Source organism: uncultured Cellulomonas sp., assembly GCF_963527515.1.
Lineage (GTDB): Bacteria > Actinomycetota > Actinomycetes > Actinomycetales > Cellulomonadaceae > Cellulomonas.
Window position 1 is genome coordinate 1 of record NZ_CAURTV010000060.1, and the last position, 21,181, is coordinate 21,181.

Below are 21,181 nucleotides of genomic sequence, written 5' to 3' on the forward strand. Positions count from 1 at the left end.
GCTCGTGGCGTCCGCCGACGCCGGGCACGCTCCGTGGCACCCCGGCCGGTGCGCGCGCCTCACGACGACCGACGGCACGCTGGTCGGCCACGCGGGCGAGCTGCACCCGAACGTCGTCAGCGCGCTCGGCCTGCCGGCGCGCGCCGCCGCGTTCGAGCTCGACCTCGACGTGCTGCTCGCCGCGGCGTCGCCCGACCCCGTCCAGGCGGTGCCGGTCTCGACGTTCCCGGTGGCCAAGGAGGACGTCGCCCTGGTGGTCGACGCGGCGGTGCCCGCCGCCGACGTGCTGGACGCCGTGCGGACAGGTGCGTCGGCCAGCCCGGCGGGCGACGTCGTCGAGGACGTCCGGCTGTTCGACGTCTACACCGGCTCGCAGGTGGGCGAGGGCCTCCGGTCGCTCGCGTTCTCCCTGCGCCTGCGGGCCGACGACCGCACGCTCACCGCCCAGGAGGCGGCCGACGTCCGCGAGGCCGTCGTCGCCGAGGCGCACAGGCGGTTCGGCGCGACGCTGCGCGCCTGACCGACCGACCCGCGCCCCCGTCGACCACGGTCGGCGGGGGCGTCGTCGTCCCGCGAGTCATCGGACGAGTTCACCCAATAGTTACCGGGGAGTAGTTGCCACGAAAGGGACGAACAGTCATCGTGGTCCCGGCCGTGCCAACGGCCTGCCCCGATGAAGGAGTGCTCGTGCGTGCTGGTCTGAAGAAGCTCACCGGGGGCACCGCAGCTCTCGGGCTCGCGTTGGTGGGGACGATCGTGGGGGCGAGCGCAGGCCACGCCGCCGTGTCGACGGACGCACCCGTGGTGGTGCACGAGGTGTACGGCGGGGGAGGGAACTCCGGAGCGCCGTTCGACCGGGACTTCGTCGAGCTGTACAACCGGAGCGCCGCTGCGGTGGACGTCACCGGGTGGAGCGTCCAGTACGCCTCCACCACGGGCGCCTCCTGGCAGCGGACCGCGCTGACCGGCACCATCGCACCGGGCGGGTACCTCCTGGTCGGCGAGGCCTTCGGCGCCAACACGGCCGCCCCGGACGTCACCGTGGACGTCGACGGCACCATCGCGATGGGCGGGACGGGCGGCAAGGTCGCGCTGACCAGCACGGCGACCGCGCTGACCTGCTCCACCGCGTGCGCCGCCGAGGCCGCCGTCGTCGACCTGGTCGGCTGGGGTGCCGCCACCGGGTTCGCCGGGTCCGGCCCCGCGCCCGCCACGACGAACGCCACCTCCGTGTCGCGCGACGCCGCGCACACCCACACCGCGAACAACGCCGTCGACTTCACGGCCGGCGCCCCCACCCCGACGGCCGCCGGCTCCGGCCCCGTCGAGCCCGAGGACCCCACCGAGCAGACCATCGCGGCCATCCAGGGCACCGGGTCCGCGTCGCCGTTCGTCGGGGAGTCGGTCATCACGACCGGTGTGGTCACGGCCGCCTACCCGACCGGAGGGTTCAACGGCTACGTGATCCAGACGGCCGGCACGGGCGGCGCCACCGACGCGACGCCCGGGGCGTCCGACGCGATCTTCGTCTTCTCGTCGGCCACCGTCGGCTCGGTCGCGATCGGCGACCACGTGCAGGTGACCGGTGCGGTCAGCGAGTTCAACGGCCTGACGGAGATCACGGTGGCGGCTGCGGCCGACCTGGTCGTGCTTCCCGCCGCCGCCCCGGTGACCCCGGTGTCGGCCGCCTGGCCGACCACGGACGCCGCCCGCGAGGCGCTCGAGTCGATGCTGTACCAGCCGACCGGTGACCTCACGATCACCAACACGTTCTCCACCAACCAGTACGGCGAGGTCGGCCTCGCCGCCGGCACGCTGCCGCTGCTGCAGCCCACCGAGGTCGGTCGGCCCGGCTCTGCCGAGGCGCTCGCAGCCGCAGCCGACAACACCGCCCGCGGCGTGGTGCTGGACGACGGTGCGAGCACCAACTTCCTGTCCGCGGCCAACTCCGGCCTCACGCCGCCGTACGTCTCGCTGACCAACCCGGTCCGCGTCGGCGCAGCGGCGACCCTCACCGCGCCGGTGGTCGTCGACTTCCGCAACAACGTGTGGAAGCTCAACCCGACCTCCGCCGGCCCCGCGGCCGTCACGTTCGAGAACGACCGGACGACGGCCCCGTCCGCCGTGGGCGGTGACCTCAAGGTCGCCTCGTTCAACGTCCTCAACTACTTCACCACGCTGGGTGCCACCACGGCCGGCTGCACGTCGTTCAACGACCGCACGGGCGACCCCGTCACCGTGAACTCGGGTTGTGACCCGCGTGGTGCCTGGGACCCGGCCGACCTGCAGCGTCAGCAGGACAAGATCGTGGCGGCCATCAACGCGCTCGACGCCGACGTGGTCGGGCTGCTGGAGATCGAGAACTCGGCCAAGGTCGACGGCGTCGCCGACGAGGCACTCGGGACCCTGGTCGCGGCGCTGAACACCGCAGCCGGCTCCGACGTCTGGGCGTTCGTCCCGTCGTCGGCCGAGCTGCCGCCGGCCGCCGGGCAGGACGTCATCACCAACGCGCTGATCTACAAGCCGGCCGCCGTCGAGCGGACGGGCGAGTCGCGAGCCCTTGGCGACCAGAGCGGTGACGACCAGGCGTTCGGGAACGCGCGGGAGCCCATCGGCCAGGTGTTCACGCCGGTCGGCGGGGGCGAGCCGTTCTTCGTCGCCGTCAACCACTTCAAGTCCAAGGGCTCGGCCGGTCCGTGGCCGGGCGACGCCGACGCCGGCGACGGACAGGGCGCCTCGAACGCGTCCCGCGTCCTGCAGGCGACCGCGCTGCGCGACTGGGTGCCGACCGTCCAGGGCGACGCCGAGGCCGTCGCGCTCATCGGTGACTTCAACGCGTACACGCTGGAGGACCCGCTGCAGGTGCTGTACGACGACGGGTACACCGACGCCGCGACCGCGCTCGCCGACGGCCAGTTCTCCTACTCGTTCAGCGGGCTCTCAGGCTCGCTCGACCACGTGCTGCTCAACGGTCCCGCCATGCTGCGGGCCACCGGGGCGGACATCTGGGAGATCAACGCCGAGGAGTCCATCGCGCTCGAGTACGACCGGTACAACTACCACGGCACGCTCTACTACGCACCGGACGTGTACCGGTCCTCCGACCACGACCCGGTGATCGTCGGGCTCGTCGAGGGCGCCGCCAAGCCGGTGGACCTCACGCTCCTCGACATCAACGACTTCCACGGGCGCATCGACGCCAACACCGTGAAGTTCGCGGGCACGGTGGAGAAGGAGAAGGCGGCGGCCATCGCGGCCGGCGGTCCGGTCGCGTTCCTCTCGGCCGGCGACAACATCAGCGCGTCCCTGTTCGCCTCGGCGGTCCAGCAGGACCAGCCGACGATCGACGTGCTCAACGCCCTCGAGCTCAACGCGTCGGCCGTGGGCAACCACGAGTTCGACAAGGGGTTCCAGGACCTCACCGACCGCGTGATCGCGGGCGGCACCAACGCGAAGTGGGCCTACCTCGGCGCGAACGTCTACCTCAAGGGCACCACGACGCCGGCGCTGCCGGAGTACGCGATCCTCGACATGGACGGCGTCTCGGTCGGTGTCATCGGCGCGGTCACCGAGGAGACCCCGTCGCTGGTCACGCCCGGCGGCATCACGGAGCTGGAGTTCGGTGACCCGGTCGACGCGGTGAACCGCGTCGCGGCAGCGCTGAGCGACGGCGACGAGTCCAACGGCGAGGCAGACGTGCTCGTGGCCAGCTACCACGAGGGTGCGGGCGAGGGTCTGCCGGGTGGCACCCTCGAGGAGGAGCTCGCCGAGGGCGGTGCGTTCACCAAGATCGTCGAGGAGACCTCCGGGACCGTCGACGCGATCTTCACCGGCCACACCCACCAGCAGTACGCGTGGGAGGCGCCGGTCCCCGGCGAGCCCAACGCGACCCGACCGGTCGTCCAGACCGGCAGCTACGGCGAGTACATCGGCAAGGTCGTGCTCACGTTCGACCCGGCCAGCGGCGAGGTCGTCGCGCACACGCAGCAGAACGTCCCGCGCCTGGTCGCCCCGGTCGTCGCCGGCAACACCCCGGCGCAGAACGAGGCGGCGTTCGCGGCCCAGCTGGTCGCGACGTACCCCCGGGTGGCGCAGGTCAACACCATCGTCACCGCCGCCCTGGCCTACGCCAACACCGTCGGGTCCGTCCCGGTGGGGTCGGTCACGGCGGACATCACGACCGCGTTCACGGGCGGCACCTACGGCCCGACCGGCTACACGGCCGCCTCGACCGCACGTGACGACCGGGCGAGCGAGTCCACGCTGGGTGACCTCGTGGCCAACGCGCTGCGCGACACCCTCGCACCGGACAACCTCGGCGGCGCCGAGATCGGCGTCGTCAACCCGGGCGGCCTGCGTGGCGAGCTCTACTACGCACCCGACGGGGTCGTGACCACGGCCGAGGCCAACGGCGTGCTGCCGTTCGTCAACAACCTCTGGACCACGTCGCTCACAGGCGCCCAGTTCAAGGTGATGCTCGAGCAGCAGTGGCAGACGCTGCCGGACGGCACGGTGCCGAGCCGGTCCTACCTCCAGCTGGGCCTGTCGGACAACGTGACGTACACGTACGACGCCGCCGCCCCGGCGGGATCGCGCATCACGTCCATCACTGTGGACGGTGCACCGATCGACCCGGCAGCGAGCTACCGCATCGGCACGTTCTCCTTCCTCATCACAGGCGGGGACAACTTCCGCGTGTTCAACGACGGCACGGATGCCCGGGACTCGGGCCTCATCGACCGGGACGGCTGGATCAGCTACCTGCAGGCGCACCCGGGTCTGGCCCCGGACTTCGCCCGGCAGGCGGTCGGCGTGCCGACGGTGCCCTCGACGGTGACCGCAGGTGACACGCTGACGTTCCCGGTGACGAAGCTCGACCTGACGAGTCTCGGCTCGCCGCAGAACACCACCCTGGACGTCCGGCTGGACGGCACGTCCCTCGGGACCGTCCCGGTCAGCGGCGGCAACGCCGACGTCTCGGTGACGATCCCGGCGGGCACCCCGGCCGGCGCCCACACGCTCACCCTCGTGGCGAGCCCGAGCGGCACCACCGTGACGCTCCCGCTCACCGTGGAGGCGGGCACCCTGTCGTCGACCACCACGCTCACGGCGTCGCCGTCGAGCCAGGTGTACGGGTCGTCGACGCGGGTCACGCTCACCGCGACGGTCACGGCCGACGTGCCGGTGGCCGGCACGGTCGAGTTCGTCTCGGGCACCACGGTGCTCGGCACGGCGACCCTGAACAGCAGCGGCGTGGCGACCCTGCGGTTGCCGGCCTCCACGCCGGCCGGCAGCTACCCGGTGGTCGCCCGGTTCGCGGGTGACAGCACGGTGACCGGCTCGGAGTCCGCTCCGGTCACGGTGACCGTGAACAGGGTGACCACGACGACCGGTCTGAGCGTGACGCGCGGCTTCCTGTTCATCCCGTCGATCGCGATCGCCACGGTCGCGACCGACAACGGACGGGTTCCCTCGGGCACCATCGAGATCCGCGAGGGCACCACGGTGGTCAAGCGGCTCAACGTGGTGCTGGGCATCGCGATCGGGACGGTCCCGTCGGGCCGGCACACGTACACGGCGACGTTCGTCCCCAGCGACCCCGCCAACGTGAGCCCGAGCACGAGCACGCCCGTCAGCACCCGCTGACCGCACGCACCGAGGCCCGCGTCCCCTCGGGGGGCGCGGGCCTCGGTCGTGCTCGGACGTGCTGCTCAGACGGTCGTGCTCAGACGTAGTCGTGGTACGCGGGCAGGTCCAGCACGCCGTTGCCCGACAGCCCGATCACGATCGTCTCCGCCTCCGTGGCGGCCCGGGCGTGCGCGATGGCGCCGGCGACGGCGTGCGTGGACTCGGGCGCGGGGATGATGCCCTCGGCGCGGGCGAACAAGATGCCGGCGGCGAACGCGGCGTCCTGCTCCACGGCGATCGCGTCGATCATGCCGAGCTCGACGGCGTGCGAGACCATCGGCGCCATCCCGTGGTACCGCAGGCCGCCGGCGTGGATCGGCGGCGGCACGAAGTCGGCGCCGAGCGTGTGCATCTTCAGCAGCGGGGTGAGCCCGGCGACGTCCCCGAAGTCGTACCGGTACTCGCCCTGGGTCAGTGAGGGGCACGCGGCAGGCTCGCACGCGACGACCCGCGTGGAGGTGCCCTCGCGCAGGTTGCGGCCCAGGAACGGGAAGCTCAGCCCGCCGAGGTTCGAGCCGCCCCCCGCGCAGGCGAAGACGACGTCGGCGCTCTCCTCCAGGGAGTCCAGCTGCGCGAGCGCCTCGACGCCGATGACGCTCTGGTGGAGCAGCACGTGGTTGAGGACGCTGCCCAGCGCGTAGTGCGCCCCCGGGTCGCCCGCGGCCGCCTCGACCGCCTCGCTGATGGCCATCCCCAGCGAGCCGGTGGTCTGCGGGTCGGCGGCGAGCATCGCGCGGCCGGCCTCGGTGAGGTCCGACGGCGACGGGTGGCAGATGCTGCCGTACGTCTCCATCTGCATCCGGCGGTACGGCTTGGAGTCGAACGAGGCCCGGACCTGCCAGACCTCGCAGGTCAGTCCGAGCAGCGCGCAGGCCATGGCCAGCGAGGCGCCCCACTGACCGGCACCCGTCTCGGTGGTGAGCCGGGTGATGCCCTCGGCGGCGTTGTAGTACGCCTGCGCGACGGCGGTGTTCGGCTTGTGCGACCCGACCGGGCTGACACCCTCGTACTTGTAGTAGATCCGCGCGGGTGTGCCCAGCGCCCGCTCGAGCCGCAGGGCACGGACGAGGGGCGACGGTCGCCACAGGGCGTAGATCTCACGCACCTGCTCGGGGATCTCGACCCACCGCTCGGTGCTGACCTCCTGCATGATCAGCGCCATCGGGAACAGCGGCGCCAGGTCGTCCGGCGTCAGCGGCTCACGCGTGCCGGGGTGCAGCGCAGGTGGGCACGGTGTCACCAGGTCCGCGGCAAGGTTGTACCAGTGCGTGGGGACCGTCGAGGGGACGGAGACACCGAGGGTGTCGAGGAGCGGGGACGTCATCAGGGCCTCCGGAGCGCGCGCCGAGTGGGGTGCGCCCGTCGACGGTCCGCGACCGGCTCTGGTGCGCAGCGGCAGCGTAGCGCCGCACTCGCGTCAGCCGACGTCGCGCGACAGCAGGGCCACGACGACGGAGCCGCCCTTCGTGGACTGGGTGCCGACCCGGCGGAACCCGAGACGCTCGTGGAACGCGAGCGACTGCGGGTTCGGGGGCTCGAGGTTCACCTCACAGGTCACGTGGCCGAGCCCGAGCTCGCGGGCCCGCTCGTCGACCGCCTCGTAGAGCAGCCGGCCGATGCCGCGACCGTGCGCCGTGGGGGCCACGACGATGCGGTCGACGTAGAGGGAGCCCGGGGAGTGCTCCGTGAACCAGCGGTAGTTCTCGCTGGCATAGGTGGCTCCGGGTGCGAGCGAGAGGACGAACCCCTGCAGCTCCCCGTCCTGCTCCGCGACGAGCGCCAGGGCGCAGTCCGGCACGTGCGCCGCGAGCCCGTCCACGCCGAGCGCGTTGACCGCGGGCACGGCGTCGTCGTTCAGTCGCGCCAGCTCGGCCAGGTCCGCCGGCGCTACCGCGCGCAGGATCAGATCGCGCACGAGTCGTCGACGCACGCGGCGGCGTCGGGGTCCGCGGACGCCAGCGTCTGCAGCGGGTTCGCCTCGCGCCACCCGGCCTCCAGCAGCTGGGTGAACACGTCTGCGGGCTGCGCACCGGACACGGCGACCCGCCGGTCGACGACGAAGAACGGCACACCGGTCACCCCGAGCGCCCGCGCCTCGTCCTCGTCGGCCCGCACGGCCTCGGCGCCGTCGTCTCCGGCGAGCGCGGCCCGGGCGGTCGCAGCGTCCAGGCCCGCGCTGCTGACGAGGTCCACGAGCGTGCCCTCGTCGCCGAGGTCGGCGCCGTGCTCGAAGTGCGCCGAGAAGAGCGTCTCGAGCACGCGCTCCGCCAGCTCGGGACCCCCCGTGGTGCGCGCGACGTGAACGAGCCGGTGCGCGGCGAAGGTGTTGACCGCCAGCGCTCGGTCGAAGTCGTAGGCGAGGCCCTCCCCAGCCGCCACAGCGGTGACCTGCGCGAACATCTGCTTCACCTGGCTGTGCGGGATGCCCTTGAGTGCGGCCAGCATGTCGATCTCCGGCCTGCCCGGGCCGACCGGCGTGCGCGGCGACAGCTCGTACGACCGCCACGTCACCTGGACGTGCTGCCGGTGCGGAAAGTCGGCGAGGGCGGTCGCGAAGCGTCGCTTGCCGATGTAGCACCAGGGGCAGGCGATGTCGGACCAGACCTCGACCTGCAGGGTCCGGACCGTGTTCAGGGTGGGGATCGTCACGGGAGCAGCAGCACCTTTCCGGTGGTGGAGCGCGACTCGAGCGCGCGGTGGGCCTCGGCCGCGTCAGCCAGGGGGAACGTGGCGCCGATCCGCACGGCGAGCTCGCCGGCACGCACGGCGTCGAACAGCTCGCGGGCGCGCCAGGTGAGCTCGTCGCGCGTGACGACGTGGTCCTCGAGCTTCGGGCGGGTGAGGAAGATCGAGCCCGCGGCGTTGAGGCGCTGGGGGTCGACCGGCGGGACCGGTCCGGACGACGCACCGAACAGGACGAGGGTGCCGCGCCGGCGCAGCGAGGCGAGCGAGGCGTCGACCGTGTCCTTGCCGACGGAGTCGTAGACGGCGTGCACGCCCAGGCCGCCGGTGAGCGCGCGCACCTGGGCGGGGAGGTCGGCGGTGAGGTCGGCGAGCTCGCGGTAGCGGATCACGTCGGCGGCTCCGGCCTCGCGGGCCAGCCGTTCCTTCTCGACGCTGCCGACGGTCGCGATCACCCGCGCGCCCCGCCGGGCCGCCAGCTGGGTGAGCAGCAGGCCGACGCCCCCCGCGGCGGCGTGGACGAGGACGTCCTGACCGGCCTGCACGGGGAACGTGGAGGTGACCAGGTAGTGCGCGGTCATGCCCTGCAGGGGGACCGCGGCGGCGACCTCGTCGGGCACGCCCTCCGGGACGAGCAGCGCGCGCGACTCCTGGACGGTGACGAGCTCGGCGTAGGAGCCGGGAGCCGACGACCACGCCACGCGGTCGCCGACGGCGATCTCGCTGACCTCGGCTCCCACCGCCACGACCTCGCCGGCACCCTCGGAGCCCACGACGTGCGGGAACGGCACCGGGTACGTGCCGGACCGGCGGTAGGTGTCGATGAAGTTCACGCCGGCGGCGGACACCCGGACGAGGAGCTGGTCCGGGCCCGGCTCGGGGTCGGGGAGGTCGACGAGCTCGAGGACGTCGGGACCGCCCGCGGCGGTGGCTCGGATGGCGCGCACGTCAGCGCCAACGCGGGACGGGTCGACGAACTTCCCGACGCGACGCATTCGTATCTTCCTGCACACTTGTGTATGTTCATGCACATGACGTTCACGGTCGCGGTCGCGGGTGCCAGCGGGTACGCAGGCGGAGAGATGCTCCGTGTGCTCCTCGCGCACCCCGAGGCGCGGATCGGCACGCTCACCGCGCACTCCAACGCAGGCTCGCACCTCGGTGCCCACCAGCCGCACCTGCGCTCGCTGGCCGACCGCGTGCTGGCGCCCACCGGCGTCGAGACGCTCGCAGGCCACGACGTCGTCGTGCTCGCCCTGCCGCACGGCGCCAGCGGCGCGATCGCCGCCGAGCTCGAGGCGCGCGGCGACGGCGCGATCGTCGTGGACCTGGGGGCCGACCACCGGCTCGCCGACGCCGCCGACTGGGAGCACTTCTACGGCAGCCCGCACGCCGGCACCTGGCCCTACGGTCTGCCCGAGCTGCTGCACCCGGGGGAGCGCACCGCGGCCGGTCAGCGCGCCGCGCTCGCTGCCGCCCGGCGGATCGCCGTCCCCGGCTGCAACGTCACCGCGGTCTCCCTCGGTCTCCAGCCGGGCATCGCGGCCGGGCTGATCGAGCCCACCGATCTCGTCGCGGTGCTCGCCAACGGCTACTCCGGCGCGGGCAGGTCTCTCAAGACGCACCTGCTCGCCAGCGAGGCGCTCGGTGCTGCCCAGCCGTACGCCGTCGGCGGGACCCACCGCCACATCCCGGAGATCGCGCAGAACCTGCGGTCGGCCGGCGCGGACCACGTCACGATCTCGTTCACCCCGACCCTCGTGCCCATGGCCCGAGGCATCCTGGCCACCGCCACCGCGCGGCTGGCCGCGGGCGTCGACCCGGGCACCGTGCGCGCCGCGTGGGAGGAGACGTACGCCGACGAGCCGTTCGTGCACCTCCTGCCGGAGGGCGAGTGGCCGACGACCGCCGCGACCCTGGGTGCCAACACCGCGCTGGTGCAGGTCGCCGTCGACGAGCGCGCCGGTCGCGTGGTGACCGTGACCGCCATCGACAACCTGGTCAAGGGCACCGCCGGTGGCGCCCTGCAGTCCCTCAACCTCGCGCTCGGCCTCCCCGAGACGCTCGGCCTCCCCCTGGACGGAGTCGCACCGTGACCGTCGAGTCGCTCCCGTCGTCCTCTCCGGGCGTCACCGCGGCGGCCGGGTTCCGCGCCGCCGGCATCACGGCCGGGCTCAAGGCGTCCGGCCGCCCCGACCTCGCGCTCGTCGTCAACGACGGCCCCTCGCAGGCCGCCGCGGCGGTGTTCACCACCAACCGGGTCGTGGGCGCGCCCGTCGTCTGGTCGCGGCAGGCCGTGGCGGACGGCGTCGTCAGCGCCGTGGTCCTCAACTCCGGTGGCGCCAACGTGTGCACGGGCCCCGAGGGCTTCGCGGACACCCACGCCACGGCGGAGAAGGTCGGCGCCGCCCTGGAGATCTCCGCGGGCGACGTCGTCGTGTGCTCCACCGGCCTGATCGGCGAGCGGCTGCCCATCGACGCGCTCCTCGCCGGTGTGGAGGTGGCCGTGGGCGCCCTGGCTGCCGACGGGGGACCCGACGCGGCTGTCGCGATCATGACGACTGACAGCGTCGCCAAGACGGCCCACGTCACGATCGAGGGCCCGGAGGGCGCGTGGACCGTCGGCGGCATGGCCAAGGGGGCGGGCATGCTCGCCCCCGGTCTGGCCACGATGCTCTGCGTGCTGACCACGGACGCCGTGATCGACGCCGAGACGGCGGACGCCGCCCTGCGCTCTGCGACGGCCCAGACCTTCGACCGGGTGGACTCCGACGGCTGCATGTCGACGTCCGACACCGTCACGCTGCTCGTCTCGGGCGCGAGCCGCGCCGTGCCGGACTCCGCCGCTTTCGGAGCCGCCCTGACGCAGGTCTGCGGCGAGCTGGCCCGGGCGCTCGTCGCGGACGCCGAAGGGGCGACGCACGACATCGCGGTGACCGTCACCGGCGCCGAGACGCAGGACGCCGGGCTCGCGGTCGCCCGGGCGGTCACGCGGTCCAACCTGTTCAAGGCCGCCATGTTCGGCAACGATCCCAACTGGGGCCGCGTCCTCGCCCAGGTGGGCACCGTGCCGGAGAGCGTCGCCGCGTTCGACCCCGCGCAGCTCGACGTCACCATCAACGGCGTCCAGGTGTGCAGAGCGGGCGGCGCGTTCCGGCCCCGGACCGAGGTGGACCTCGCGGCGCACCGGGAGGTGCAGGTGGTCGTCGACCTGCACGCGGGCGCCGAGACGGTCACTGTCTGGACCAACGACCTCACGCACGACTACGTCCACGAGAACAGCGCGTACTCCACATGAGCGACTTCACGTTCAACACCCGCACCGACCTGCGCGCGGACCAGAAGGCGGAGGTCCTCGTCGAGGCGCTGCCGTGGCTGCAGAAGTTCGCGGGAGCCCTCGTCGTCGTGAAGTACGGCGGCAACGCGATGATCGACGACGGCCTGAAGCGGTCGTTCGCCGAGGACATGGTGTTCCTGCGCCAGGTCGGCCTCAAGCCGGTCGTCGTGCACGGCGGGGGACCGCAGATCAACGCGATGCTCGACCGCCTGGGCATCGAGTCGGAGTTCCGTGGCGGCCTGCGGGTGACCACCCCCGAGGCGATGGACGTCGTGCGCATGGTGCTCACGGGGCAGGTCTCGCGCGAGCTGGTGGGGCTCCTCAACGCTCACGGACCCCACGCCGTCGGGCTGTCGGGCGAGGACGGCGGGCTCTTCCAGGCGCGTCGGCGCACCGCGATCGTCGACGGCGTGAGCGTGGACATCGGTCAGGTCGGCGACGTGGTCAAGGTGAACCCCGGCGCGGTCCTCGACCTGCTCGACGCCGGACGGATCCCCGTCGTCTCCACGGTGGCCCCCGACCTCGACGACCCCACGCAGGTGCTCAACGTCAACGCCGACACCGCGGCGGCCGCCCTCGCCGTGGCGCTCGGCGCCCGCAAGCTCGTCGTGCTCACCGACGTGGAGGGGCTGTACACCAGCTGGCCGGACACCACGTCCCTCGTGCGCCGGATCAGCGCCAGCGCCCTCGCGGAGCTGCTCCCGAGCCTCGACGCCGGCATGCGCCCGAAGATGGAGGCCTGCTGGCGGGCGGTCGAGGGTGGTGTCGGGCGCGCCCACGTCATCGACGGCCGCGCACCCCACTCGATCCTGGTCGAGGTCTTCACCTCCGACGGCATCGGCACCATGGTCCTGCCCGACGAGGAACCGGCCGACGCCCCGTTCACCGCACCCGTCCCCGTGGTGCCGCACGCCCCCGAGGTGACCGCATGACCGTCGAGAACACGGGCGTCAAGGCACGGCACCGGTCGGCCGACAGCCCGGACGCGTCGCTCCCGGTGCCCACCACCGACGGCTCCGTCGCGCAGTGGACCGACCGCTACACGCACGCGCTCATGGACACTTTCGGTGCGCCCCAGCGGGTGCTGGTCCGCGGCGAGGGGCCGTACGTCTGGGACGCCGACGGCGTCCGGTACCTGGACCTGCTCGGCGGGATCGCGGTGAACTCGCTCGGCCACGCGCACCCGACACTGACCGCCGCCATCAGCGCGCAGCTGGGCACGCTCGGCCACGTCTCCAACTTCTTCGGCAGCCCCACCCAGATCGCGTTCGCGGAGCGGCTGCTCGGGCTCGCCGGCGCTCCCGCGGGCTCGCGCGTCTTCCTCACCAACTCCGGGACCGAGGCCAACGAGGCCGCGTTCAAGCTCGCCCGCCGCAACGGCGGGACGGACCGGCCGCGCGTCCTGGCGCTGGAGGGCTCGTTCCACGGCCGGTCGATGGGCGCCCTGGCGCTCACCCACAAGGCGGCCTACCGCGAGCCGTTCGAGCCGCTGCCGGGTGGCGTGGAGTTCGTGCCCTTCGCCGACACCGACGCCCTGGAGGCCGCGTTCGCGGTCGACGGCGACCAGGTGGCCGCCCTGTTCCTCGAGCCGCTGCAGGGCGAGGCCGGCGTCCGGCCGCTCCCGCCCGGCTACCTGGCGCACGCCCGCACGCTGACCGCCGAGCACGGTGCCCTGCTGATCCTCGACGAGGTGCAGACCGGCATGGGCCGCACCGGGGCGTGGTTCGCCCACCAGCTGCCGCACCTCGGCGGCGGCGTCGTGCCCGACGCGGTCACGGTGGCGAAGGGCCTCGGCGGAGGCTTCCCGGTCGGCGCGCTCATCGCGTACGGGGAGGCGACCGCGACCCTGCTCGGTCGCGGTCAGCACGGCACGACGTTCGGCGGCAACCCGGTCGCGTCCGCGGCGGGCCTCGCCACGATCGGCGTCATCGAGCGCGACGGGCTGCTGGCGCACGTCGCCGGCCTCGGGGCCACGTTCCGCGAGCGGATCGCCACCGCCCCGATCGTCCGCGAGGTGCGCGGCGAGGGGCTGCTCATCGGGATCGAGCTGACGTCGCCCGTGGCGGCCGTCGTCGCGGCCCGGGCGCTGGACGCCGGGTTCATCGTCAACCCGTGCACGCCGACCACCGTCCGGCTGGCCCCGCCCTTCGTGCTCACCCACGACCAGGCCGGGCAGTTCGTCGACTTCCTCGTCGCCCTCCCGGAGGACCTGTCATGACCCGGCACTTCCTCCGTGACGACGACCTGAGCCCCCGCGAGCAGCGATCCGTCCTCGAGCTCGCGCTCGCGTTCCGCGACGATCGGTTCATCCGCACGCCGCTCACCGGCCCGCGGGCGGTCGCGGTCATCTTCGACAAGCCGACCCTGCGCACCCAGGTCTCCTTCACGGCCGGCATCGCCGAGCTCGGTGGCTTCCCGCTGAGCGTCGACGGCAGGCTGGCCCGGATCGGCGAGCGCGAGTCGATCGAGGACACCGCCCGGGTGCTCGGCCGGCAGGTCGCGGCGATCGTGTGGCGGACGTTCTCCCAGCGGCACCTGGAGCAGATGGCGGAGCACTCCGGAGTCCCGGTGGTGAACGCCCTGACGGACGACTTCCACCCGTGCCAGATCCTCGCGGACCTCGCGACCGTGGCGCAGCACCGCGGCGGCGTGGCGTCGCTGTCCGGGCTGACGTTCGCCTACGTCGGCGACGGCGCCAACAACATGTCGCACTCGTACCTGCTGGGCGGCGCGACCGCTGGGCTGCACGTGCGGATCGGGACGCCGGACGGCTACGTGCCGGACGCGTCGATCCTGGCGGACGCCACGGCGATCGCGGCGGACACCGGTGGGTCCGTCACCGTGGTGCACTCGCTGGCCGAAGCCGTCACCGGCGCCGACGTCGTCGCCACGGACACCTGGGTCTCGATGGGCCAGGAGGGCGAGGCGGCCGAGCGCGAGACGCCGTTCGTCCCGTTCCGGGTCGACGCGGCGGCCATGTCGCTGGCCGCCCCGGACGCCCTCGTCCTGCACTGCCTGCCGGCGTACCGGAGCAAGGAGATCACCGCCGAGGTGCTCGACGGTCCGCAGTCGGTGGTCTGGGACGAGGCCGAGAACCGGCTGCACGCCCAGAAGGCCCTCCTGTCCTGGTTGGTGGAGAGCGCATGAGCGTCACGGTCCCGCACACCAAGGCCGCGCGGCACGCGCTGGTCACCGCGCTGCTCACCCGGGGCACCGTCCACTCCCAGCAGCAGCTGGCCGAGCTGCTCACCGCCGAGGGCGTCACCGTCACGCAGGCCACCCTCTCGCGCGACCTGGAGGAGCTGCGGGCCGTCAAGGTCCGCACGCCGTCCGGCGCGCTCGCGTACGCCGTGCCCGCCGAGGGCGCTCTGCGCACGCCGGCGGCAGGCGCCGACGGCGAGGTGCTCGCCGCACGGCTCGCGCGCCTGTGCGCCGAGCTCCTGGTCACCGCCGAGGCGTCGGGCAACCTCGTCGTCCTGCGCACGCCGCCCGGCGCCGCACAGTTCCTGGCGTCGGCCATCGACCACTCCGTCCTGCCCGCCGTCCTCGGCACCATCGCGGGCGACGACACCGTGCTGGTCATCGCCCGCGAGGGGGAGACCGGCGACGCGCTGGCGGCGCGCTTCCTGGCGCTGGCCACCGACGCGCCCGCACGCACCCGTCCCGCAGACTGACCCGCAGCACCGTCCTCGCAGCACGCACACCACGCATCGAAGAGAGAAGACACATGACTGAGCGCGTCGTCCTGGCCTACTCCGGGGGCCTCGACACCTCCGTGGGCATCGGCTGGATCACGGAGGCCACCGGCGCCGAGGTGATCGCGGTCGCCGTCGACGTCGGCCAGGGTGGCGAGGACCTCGACGTCATCCGTCGGCGCGCCCTCGACTGCGGTGCGGTGGAGGCCTACGTGGCCGACGCCCGCGACGAGTTCGCGCAGGAGTACTGCATGCCGGCCCTCAAGGCGAACGCCCTGTACCTGGACCGGTACCCGCTTGTCTCGGCGCTGTCCCGCCCGGTCATCGTCAAGCACCTGGTGCGCGCCGCCCGCCAGTTCGGCGCGACGACGGTGGCGCACGGCTGCACCGGCAAGGGCAACGACCAGGTCCGCTTCGAGGTGGGCATCACCTCCCTCGCGCCCGACCTGACCTGCCTCGCGCCCGTCCGTGACCTCGCGCTCACGCGGGACAAGGCCATCGACTTCGCGACGCGCCGGTCCCTGCCCATCGAGACCACCAAGCACAACCCGTTCTCCATCGACCAGAACGTGTGGGGCCGGGCGGTCGAGACCGGCTTCCTGGAAGACATCTGGAACGCGCCGACCAAGGACGTCTACACCTACACGGACGACCCGACGTTCCCGCCCGTGGCCGACGAGGTCGTCATCACGTTCGAGGCCGGCGTCCCGGTCGCGCTGGACGGTGTCCCCGTCACGCCGCTGCAGGCCATCCAGGAGATGAACCGCCGCGCCGGCGCCCAGGGCATCGGCCGGATCGACATCGTCGAGGACCGCCTGGTCGGGATCAAGTCGCGCGAGGTCTACGAGGCGCCGGGCGCGATCGCGCTCATCGCGGCCCACCAGGAGCTCGAGAACGTCACCGTCGAGCGGGAGCAGGCCCGGTTCAAGCGGGGCGTCGAGCAGCGCTGGACCGAGCTGGTCTACGACGGCCAGTGGTTCTCCCCGCTGAAGAAGTCGCTCGACGTGTTCGTCGACGACACCCAGCGCTACGTCTCGGGCGACGTGCGGCTGGTCCTGCACGGTGGCCGCGCCACGGTCACCGGCCGCCGCTCGGACGCGAGCCTGTACGACTTCAACCTGGCGACCTACGACACGGGCGACTCGTTCGACCAGTCGGCGGCGAAGGGCTTCATCGAGATCTACGGCCTGTCCTCCAAGCTCGCGGCCGCGCGGGACGTGCGCTTCGGCAACGGCGTCGACCTCGGCTCGCAGGGCGGGATCCATGGCTGACCGGGCGCCGGACGCCCCGCTCGCCCTGTGGGGTGGGCGGTTCGCGTCCGGACCCGCCGCGGCCCTGGCCGAGCTGTCGCGATCGACGCAGTTCGACTGGCGCCTGGCCGACCACGACATCTCCGGGTCCGTCGCCCACGCGCACGTCCTGCACGCGGCGGGACTGCTGGACGACGCCGAGGTCGCGGGCATGGTCGACGCCCTCGAGCGGTTGCGGACCGACGTCGCCTCCGGGGCGTTCGGCCCGGGGCCCGACGACGAGGACGTACACACCGCTCTCGAGCGGGGACTGATCGAGCGCGCCGGCGCCGACCTGGGCGGCAAGCTGCGGGCGGGCCGCTCGCGCAACGACCAGATCGCCACCCTGGTCCGCATGTACCTCCGGTCACAGTCGCGCGTCCTCGCGCGGCTCGTGCTCGACGTGGTCGACGCTCTCGTCGCGCAGGCGGAGCATGCCGGTGATGCGCCGATGCCCGGCCGCACCCACCTGCAGCACGCCCAGCCGGTCCTGCTCGCGCACCATCTGCTGGCGCACGCGTGGCCCCTGCTGCGCGACGTCGAGCGCTGGGTGGACTGGGACGCCCGCGCGGCGCGTTCGCCGTACGGCTCCGGGGCGCTCGCCGGCTCGTCGCTCGGCCTCGACCCCGCCTCGGTCGCCGCGGAGCTCGGGTTCGACGGGCCGGTCGAGAACTCGATCGACGGGACCGCGTCGCGCGACGTCGTCGCCGAGTTCGCGTTCGTGGCCGCGATGCTCGCCGTCGACATCTCCCGGCTGGCCGAGGAGGTCGTCATCTGGGCGACCCGGGAGTTCGGCTTCGTCCGGCTGCACGACGCCTACTCGACGGGGTCGAGCATCATGCCGCAGAAGAAGAACCCGGACGTCGCCGAGCTGGCGCGCGGAAAGGCGGGACGCCTCGTCGGCGACCTGACCGGGCTGCTCACCACGCTCAAGGGCCTCCCGCTCGCGTACAACCGCGACCTGCAGGAGGACAAGGAGCCGGTGTTCGACCAGGTCGACCAGCTCACCGTGCTCCTGCCGGCCTTCGCCGGCATGGTCGCGACGCTCGAGTTCGACACCGAGCGCATGGCCTCGCTCGCACCCCAGGGCTTCTCCCTGGCCACCGACATCGCCGAGTGGCTCGTCCGCACCGGGGTGCCGTTCCGCGTCGCGCACGAGGTGGCGGGCGCCTGCGTCCGCGCGTGCGAGGACCACGAGCCGGCGATCGAGCTGTGGGACCTCACCGACGACGAGCTCGCCGCCGTCTCCCCGCACCTGACGCACGACGTGCGCGCGGTGCTCACGGTCGAGGGCTCGCTCGCGTCGCGGTCGGCCTACGGCGGTACCGCTCCGGCACGCGTGGCCGAGCAGCTCGGTCGGGCCCGCGCCCGCGCGGCGGAGCTGCGCACCTGGGCGTCGTGATCGCCGACGAGCTGGTGGTCCGGGCGCGCGCGGCCCGGCCCCGGCTCGGACGGGTCCGGCTGGTTGCCGTCGACGGCCCGGCCGGGTCGGGGAAGACGACGCTGGCGGCCGCCCTGGCGGAGCGGGGCGCGGCGGTGCTCCACCTGGACGACCTGTACGAGGGCTGGTCCGGCCTCGAGGGGTCGCTGTGGCCTCGGCTGTCCGCGCAGGTTCTCGAGCCGCTGCGCCGCGGCCTGGCCGGCCGCTATCAGCGGTACGACTGGCCGACCGGGGCCTTCACCGAGTGGGTCGACGTCCCGGTCCCGGAGCTCCTCGTCGTGGAGGGCTGCGGCGCCGCCCGCCGCGCCGTGGACGACCTCGCCGTGCTGCGCGTATGGGTGGAGGCGCCCGCGAACCTGCGACTGGAGCGGGGCCTCGCGCGCGACGGCGCCCACGCCGAGGGGCTCTGGCGGACCTGGATGGCCGACGAGGCCGCTCACTTCGCGCGGGAGCGGACGCGCGAGAGGGCCGACGTCCGCCTGGACACCGGTGGGGCGTCGACCACCGGCTGATCGCCCGTCTCGGGTCGGCCGCCCGCGCCGCGCACCGGCATCCTCGTGCGGCAAGATGGGCGCGTGCACCCGTCCGAACCGCTCGCGACCCGTGAGACCGCCGACCCGCGCGGCCTCGCGGCGGTCCCGGCGCGCGTGTGGTTCAGCCGTGACGTGCACGCCGTCGCGCGCGACCTGCTGGGGGCCCACCTCACCTCGCGGTCGCCCGAGGGCGACGTCACGCTGCGGATCACGGAGGTCGAGGCCTACGGCGGCGCCGACGACCCCGGCTCCCACGCCTACCGCGGCCGCACCGCGCGCAACGCGGTCATGTTCGCCGAGCCCGGCCGCCTGTACGTCTACCGGCACCTCGGCCTGCACCACTGCCTCAACATCGTCACGCAGCCGACCGGCAGCCCGTCGGCGGTCCTGCTGCGCGCCGGCGAGGTGGTGGAGGGCAAGGAGCTCGCCTGGGCACGGCGCGCGGCTTCTGGCGTCGTCGACTCGGAGCGCCAGCTTGCCCGCGGACCCGCCCGGCTCGCGGTCGCGCTCGGCATCGACCTGCGCGCCAACGGCGCCGACATCACGGAGCCCGGGGGCGCGATCGTGCTGCACCGCCACCAGGTGGTGGCCCGGCCGACGCACAAGACCGGTCCCCGCGTGGGCGTCTCGGGTGCGGGCGGCGAGGGTTCCCGGTACCCGTGGCGCTACTGGCTGACCGACGAGCGCACCGTCTCGGCCTATCGGCCGGCGTATCGCGCGCCGGCGTCGACAGACGCCCCGTGAGGGGCGACGGCGCCGGCTGCACGCTCACGTCCACCCCGACCGTTCTGCCGGGCCTGCCTGAACCGGGCCCACCGGCCACCCACCTGGAGACCTTGTGAACCACATCCTCGACGAGCTCGAGTGGCGCGGCCTCGTCGCGCAGACCACCGACCTCGACGCCCTCCGCGACGCGCTCTCGGCGGGACCCGTGTCGCTGTACTGCGGGTTCGACCCCACCGCGCCCAGCCTCCACATCGGCAACCTCGTGCAGATCCTCACCGTGCGCCGGCTGCAGGACGCCGGGCACCGGCCGTTCGGCCTCGTCGGAGGCGCCACCGGGCTGATCGGTGATCCCAAGATGGCGGGGGAGCGGACCCTCAACGACCGCGACGTGGTCTCCGGCTGGGTCGAGCGGATCCGCCAGCAGATCGAGCCGCTCCTGCGGTTCGACGGCCCGAACGCCGCGACCATGGTGAACAACCTCGACTGGACCGCGCCCCTGTCGGCCATCGACTTCCTGCGGGACATCGGCAAGCACTACCGCCTGGGCACGATGCTCGCCAAGGACACCGTGGCCCGACGCCTGAACAGCGACGCCGGGATCAGCTTCACCGAGTTCAGCTACCAGATCCTGCAGGGGATGGACTACCTCGAGCTGCACAGGCGGCACGGGATCTCGCTGCAGACCGGCGGCAGCGACCAGTGGGGCAACCTGCTGTCGGGCGTCGAGCTGATCCGCAAGGCCGAGGGCGTCGCCGTGCACGCGCTCACCACACCGCTCATCACCAAGGCCGACGGCACCAAGTTCGGCAAGACCGAGTCGGGCACCGTCTGGCTCGACCCGGAGCTGACCACGCCGTACGCGTTCTTCCAGTTCTGGCTCAACGCCGACGACGCCGACGTGGTCCGCTACCTCAAGGTCTTCAGCTTCCGTCCGCGCGCCGAGATCGAGGAGCTGGCGGCTGCCGTCGCCGAGCGACCGGCGGCACGTGAGGCCCAACGTGCCCTGGCCTACGAGGTCACGGCCCTGGTGCACGGCGTGGCCGCGGCCGACCAGGTGGTGGCCGCGAGCCAGGCGCTGTTCGGTCGCGGCTCGCTGGGCGACCTCGACGCCGCCACGCTCTCCGCGGCGGTCGCCGAGCTGCCGTCCACCCGAGGGGCGGCCGGCGACCTCGTCGCGGACCTGCTCGCCGCGACGGGTGTGGTGACCAGCAAGGGAGCCGCGCGCCGGGCGATCGCCGAGGGCGGAGCGTCCGTGAACAACGCGCGCGTGACCTCCGAGGACGCCGTGCTCGGCACCGAGGACCTTCTGCACGGGCGCTGGGCGGTCCTGCGCCGGGGCAAGCGGACGCTCGCGGTCGTCGTGGCTCAGGCGTGAGGACGCGCGGGCAGGACCTCCGGGTCCTGCCCGCAGCGCTCTGACCTGGGGTTTCGCGCCCTCCCGAGACCTCGTGACCGGGGTCACCGCAGCGCGATTTGCCACCTGCCGCAACACGCGCGTAATGTTCTCGATGTCGCCCGAGAGGGAGGAACGGACACCGCGGATCGAACCACGGTGGCTGGTCCCTAGGGTGGCCACCCCCGCTCGTGCTGACAGGCGCTTCGCGCGCCCTGACGCCGGACGGGGACGGGCTCCAGGCCCGCAGCTCCCCCCAAGAGGGTGGTGAGAAGCGGTCCGAAAGCCAGGTAGGATTCAGAACGACAAAGCCTCTCGGATGAGATCGAAAGATCTCGAGGAGATGCGCGTCTGTTCCTTGAGAACTCAACAGTGTGCCAAATAGTCGATGCCATAT

16 protein-coding genes and 1 pseudogene are annotated in these 21,181 nt (G+C 73.2%); 13 read left to right on the forward strand and 4 right to left on the reverse strand.

Annotated elements, in window-relative coordinates; all coding sequences use genetic code 11:
* A pseudogene (locus RYN42_RS13420) lies at positions 1-520 on the forward strand (phenylalanine--tRNA ligase subunit beta); the annotation flags it as partial.
* Between the two features lie 167 nt (positions 521-687).
* Positions 688-5,646 carry an ExeM/NucH family extracellular endonuclease gene (locus RYN42_RS13425; protein ID WP_315096897.1) on the forward strand — a complete coding sequence of 1,653 codons (4,959 nt, stop codon included), beginning with the start codon at positions 688-690 and terminating at the stop codon, positions 5,644-5,646.
* 79 nt (positions 5,647-5,725) lie between these two features.
* On the opposite strand, the gene RYN42_RS13430 is transcribed toward RYN42_RS13425, so the two are convergent.
* From RYN42_RS13430 to RYN42_RS13445, 4 genes are all read right to left on the reverse strand, one after another.
* Positions 5,726-7,012, reverse strand: a complete 1,287-nt coding sequence (locus tag RYN42_RS13430) for a TrpB-like pyridoxal phosphate-dependent enzyme (RefSeq protein WP_315096899.1) — start codon at positions 7,010-7,012, stop codon at positions 5,726-5,728.
* 93 nt (positions 7,013-7,105) lie between these two features.
* Positions 7,106-7,603, reverse strand: a complete 498-nt coding sequence (locus tag RYN42_RS13435; RefSeq protein ID WP_315096901.1) for a GNAT family N-acetyltransferase — start codon at positions 7,601-7,603, stop codon at positions 7,106-7,108.
* Complete coding sequence (locus RYN42_RS13440; RefSeq protein ID WP_315096903.1) at positions 7,591-8,337, reverse strand: DsbA family oxidoreductase; 747 nt, start codon at positions 8,335-8,337, stop codon at positions 7,591-7,593. Before RYN42_RS13440 ends, RYN42_RS13435 begins: the two co-directional genes overlap by 13 nt.
* The gene (locus tag RYN42_RS13445) at positions 8,334-9,365 is read right to left on the reverse strand and encodes a quinone oxidoreductase family protein (protein ID WP_399552493.1); all 1,032 of its coding nucleotides are present in this window, start codon (positions 9,363-9,365) and stop codon (positions 8,334-8,336) included. Before RYN42_RS13445 ends, RYN42_RS13440 begins: the two co-directional genes overlap by 4 nt.
* A gap of 36 nt (positions 9,366-9,401) precedes the next feature.
* Here RYN42_RS13445 and argC point away from each other — a divergent pair, with 36 nt between their 5' ends.
* The 11 genes from argC to tyrS all read left to right on the forward strand — a co-directional run bounded on the left by argC (position 9,402) and on the right by tyrS (position 20,766).
* The gene (argC, locus tag RYN42_RS13450; RefSeq protein ID WP_315096906.1) at positions 9,402-10,466 is read left to right on the forward strand and encodes an N-acetyl-gamma-glutamyl-phosphate reductase; all 1,065 of its coding nucleotides are present in this window, start codon (positions 9,402-9,404) and stop codon (positions 10,464-10,466) included.
* Entirely contained in the window at positions 10,463-11,668 is a 1,206-nt protein-coding gene (gene argJ, locus RYN42_RS13455; protein WP_315096908.1) for a bifunctional glutamate N-acetyltransferase/amino-acid acetyltransferase ArgJ, read from the forward strand. The genes argC and argJ overlap by 4 nt, the downstream gene beginning before the upstream one ends.
* Complete coding sequence (gene argB, locus RYN42_RS13460; protein ID WP_315096909.1) at positions 11,665-12,639, forward strand: acetylglutamate kinase; 975 nt, start codon at positions 11,665-11,667, stop codon at positions 12,637-12,639. Before argJ ends, argB begins: the two co-directional genes overlap by 4 nt.
* Positions 12,636-13,925, forward strand: coding sequence for an acetylornithine transaminase (locus RYN42_RS13465; protein ID WP_315096911.1), 1,290 nt, complete (start codon positions 12,636-12,638; stop codon positions 13,923-13,925). Before argB ends, RYN42_RS13465 begins: the two co-directional genes overlap by 4 nt.
* The gene (argF, locus tag RYN42_RS13470; protein ID WP_315096913.1) at positions 13,922-14,854 is read left to right on the forward strand and encodes an ornithine carbamoyltransferase; all 933 of its coding nucleotides are present in this window, start codon (positions 13,922-13,924) and stop codon (positions 14,852-14,854) included. Before RYN42_RS13465 ends, argF begins: the two co-directional genes overlap by 4 nt.
* Positions 14,851-15,381: an arginine repressor gene (locus tag RYN42_RS13475; RefSeq protein ID WP_315096914.1), complete on the forward strand. Its 531-nt coding sequence runs from the start codon at positions 14,851-14,853 to the stop codon at positions 15,379-15,381. The genes argF and RYN42_RS13475 overlap by 4 nt, the downstream gene beginning before the upstream one ends.
* 53 nt (positions 15,382-15,434) lie before the next feature.
* Positions 15,435-16,673 carry an argininosuccinate synthase gene (locus tag RYN42_RS13480; RefSeq protein WP_315096916.1) on the forward strand — a complete coding sequence of 413 codons (1,239 nt, stop codon included), beginning with the start codon at positions 15,435-15,437 and terminating at the stop codon, positions 16,671-16,673.
* Entirely contained in the window at positions 16,666-18,093 is a 1,428-nt protein-coding gene (argH, locus tag RYN42_RS13485; RefSeq protein WP_315096918.1) for an argininosuccinate lyase, read from the forward strand. The genes RYN42_RS13480 and argH overlap by 8 nt, the downstream gene beginning before the upstream one ends.
* Positions 18,090-18,644, forward strand: a complete 555-nt coding sequence (locus RYN42_RS13490) for a uridine kinase (protein WP_315096920.1) — start codon at positions 18,090-18,092, stop codon at positions 18,642-18,644. The genes argH and RYN42_RS13490 overlap by 4 nt, the downstream gene beginning before the upstream one ends.
* Before the next feature lie 63 nt (positions 18,645-18,707).
* A complete protein-coding gene (locus RYN42_RS13495) occupies positions 18,708-19,409 on the forward strand; it encodes a DNA-3-methyladenine glycosylase (protein ID WP_315096923.1) in 702 nt (233 codons plus the stop codon).
* 94 nt (positions 19,410-19,503) lie between these two features.
* Positions 19,504-20,766: a tyrosine--tRNA ligase gene (tyrS, locus tag RYN42_RS13500; RefSeq protein WP_315096925.1), complete on the forward strand. Its 1,263-nt coding sequence runs from the start codon at positions 19,504-19,506 to the stop codon at positions 20,764-20,766.
* Positions 20,767-21,181: the final 415 nt, after the last annotated feature.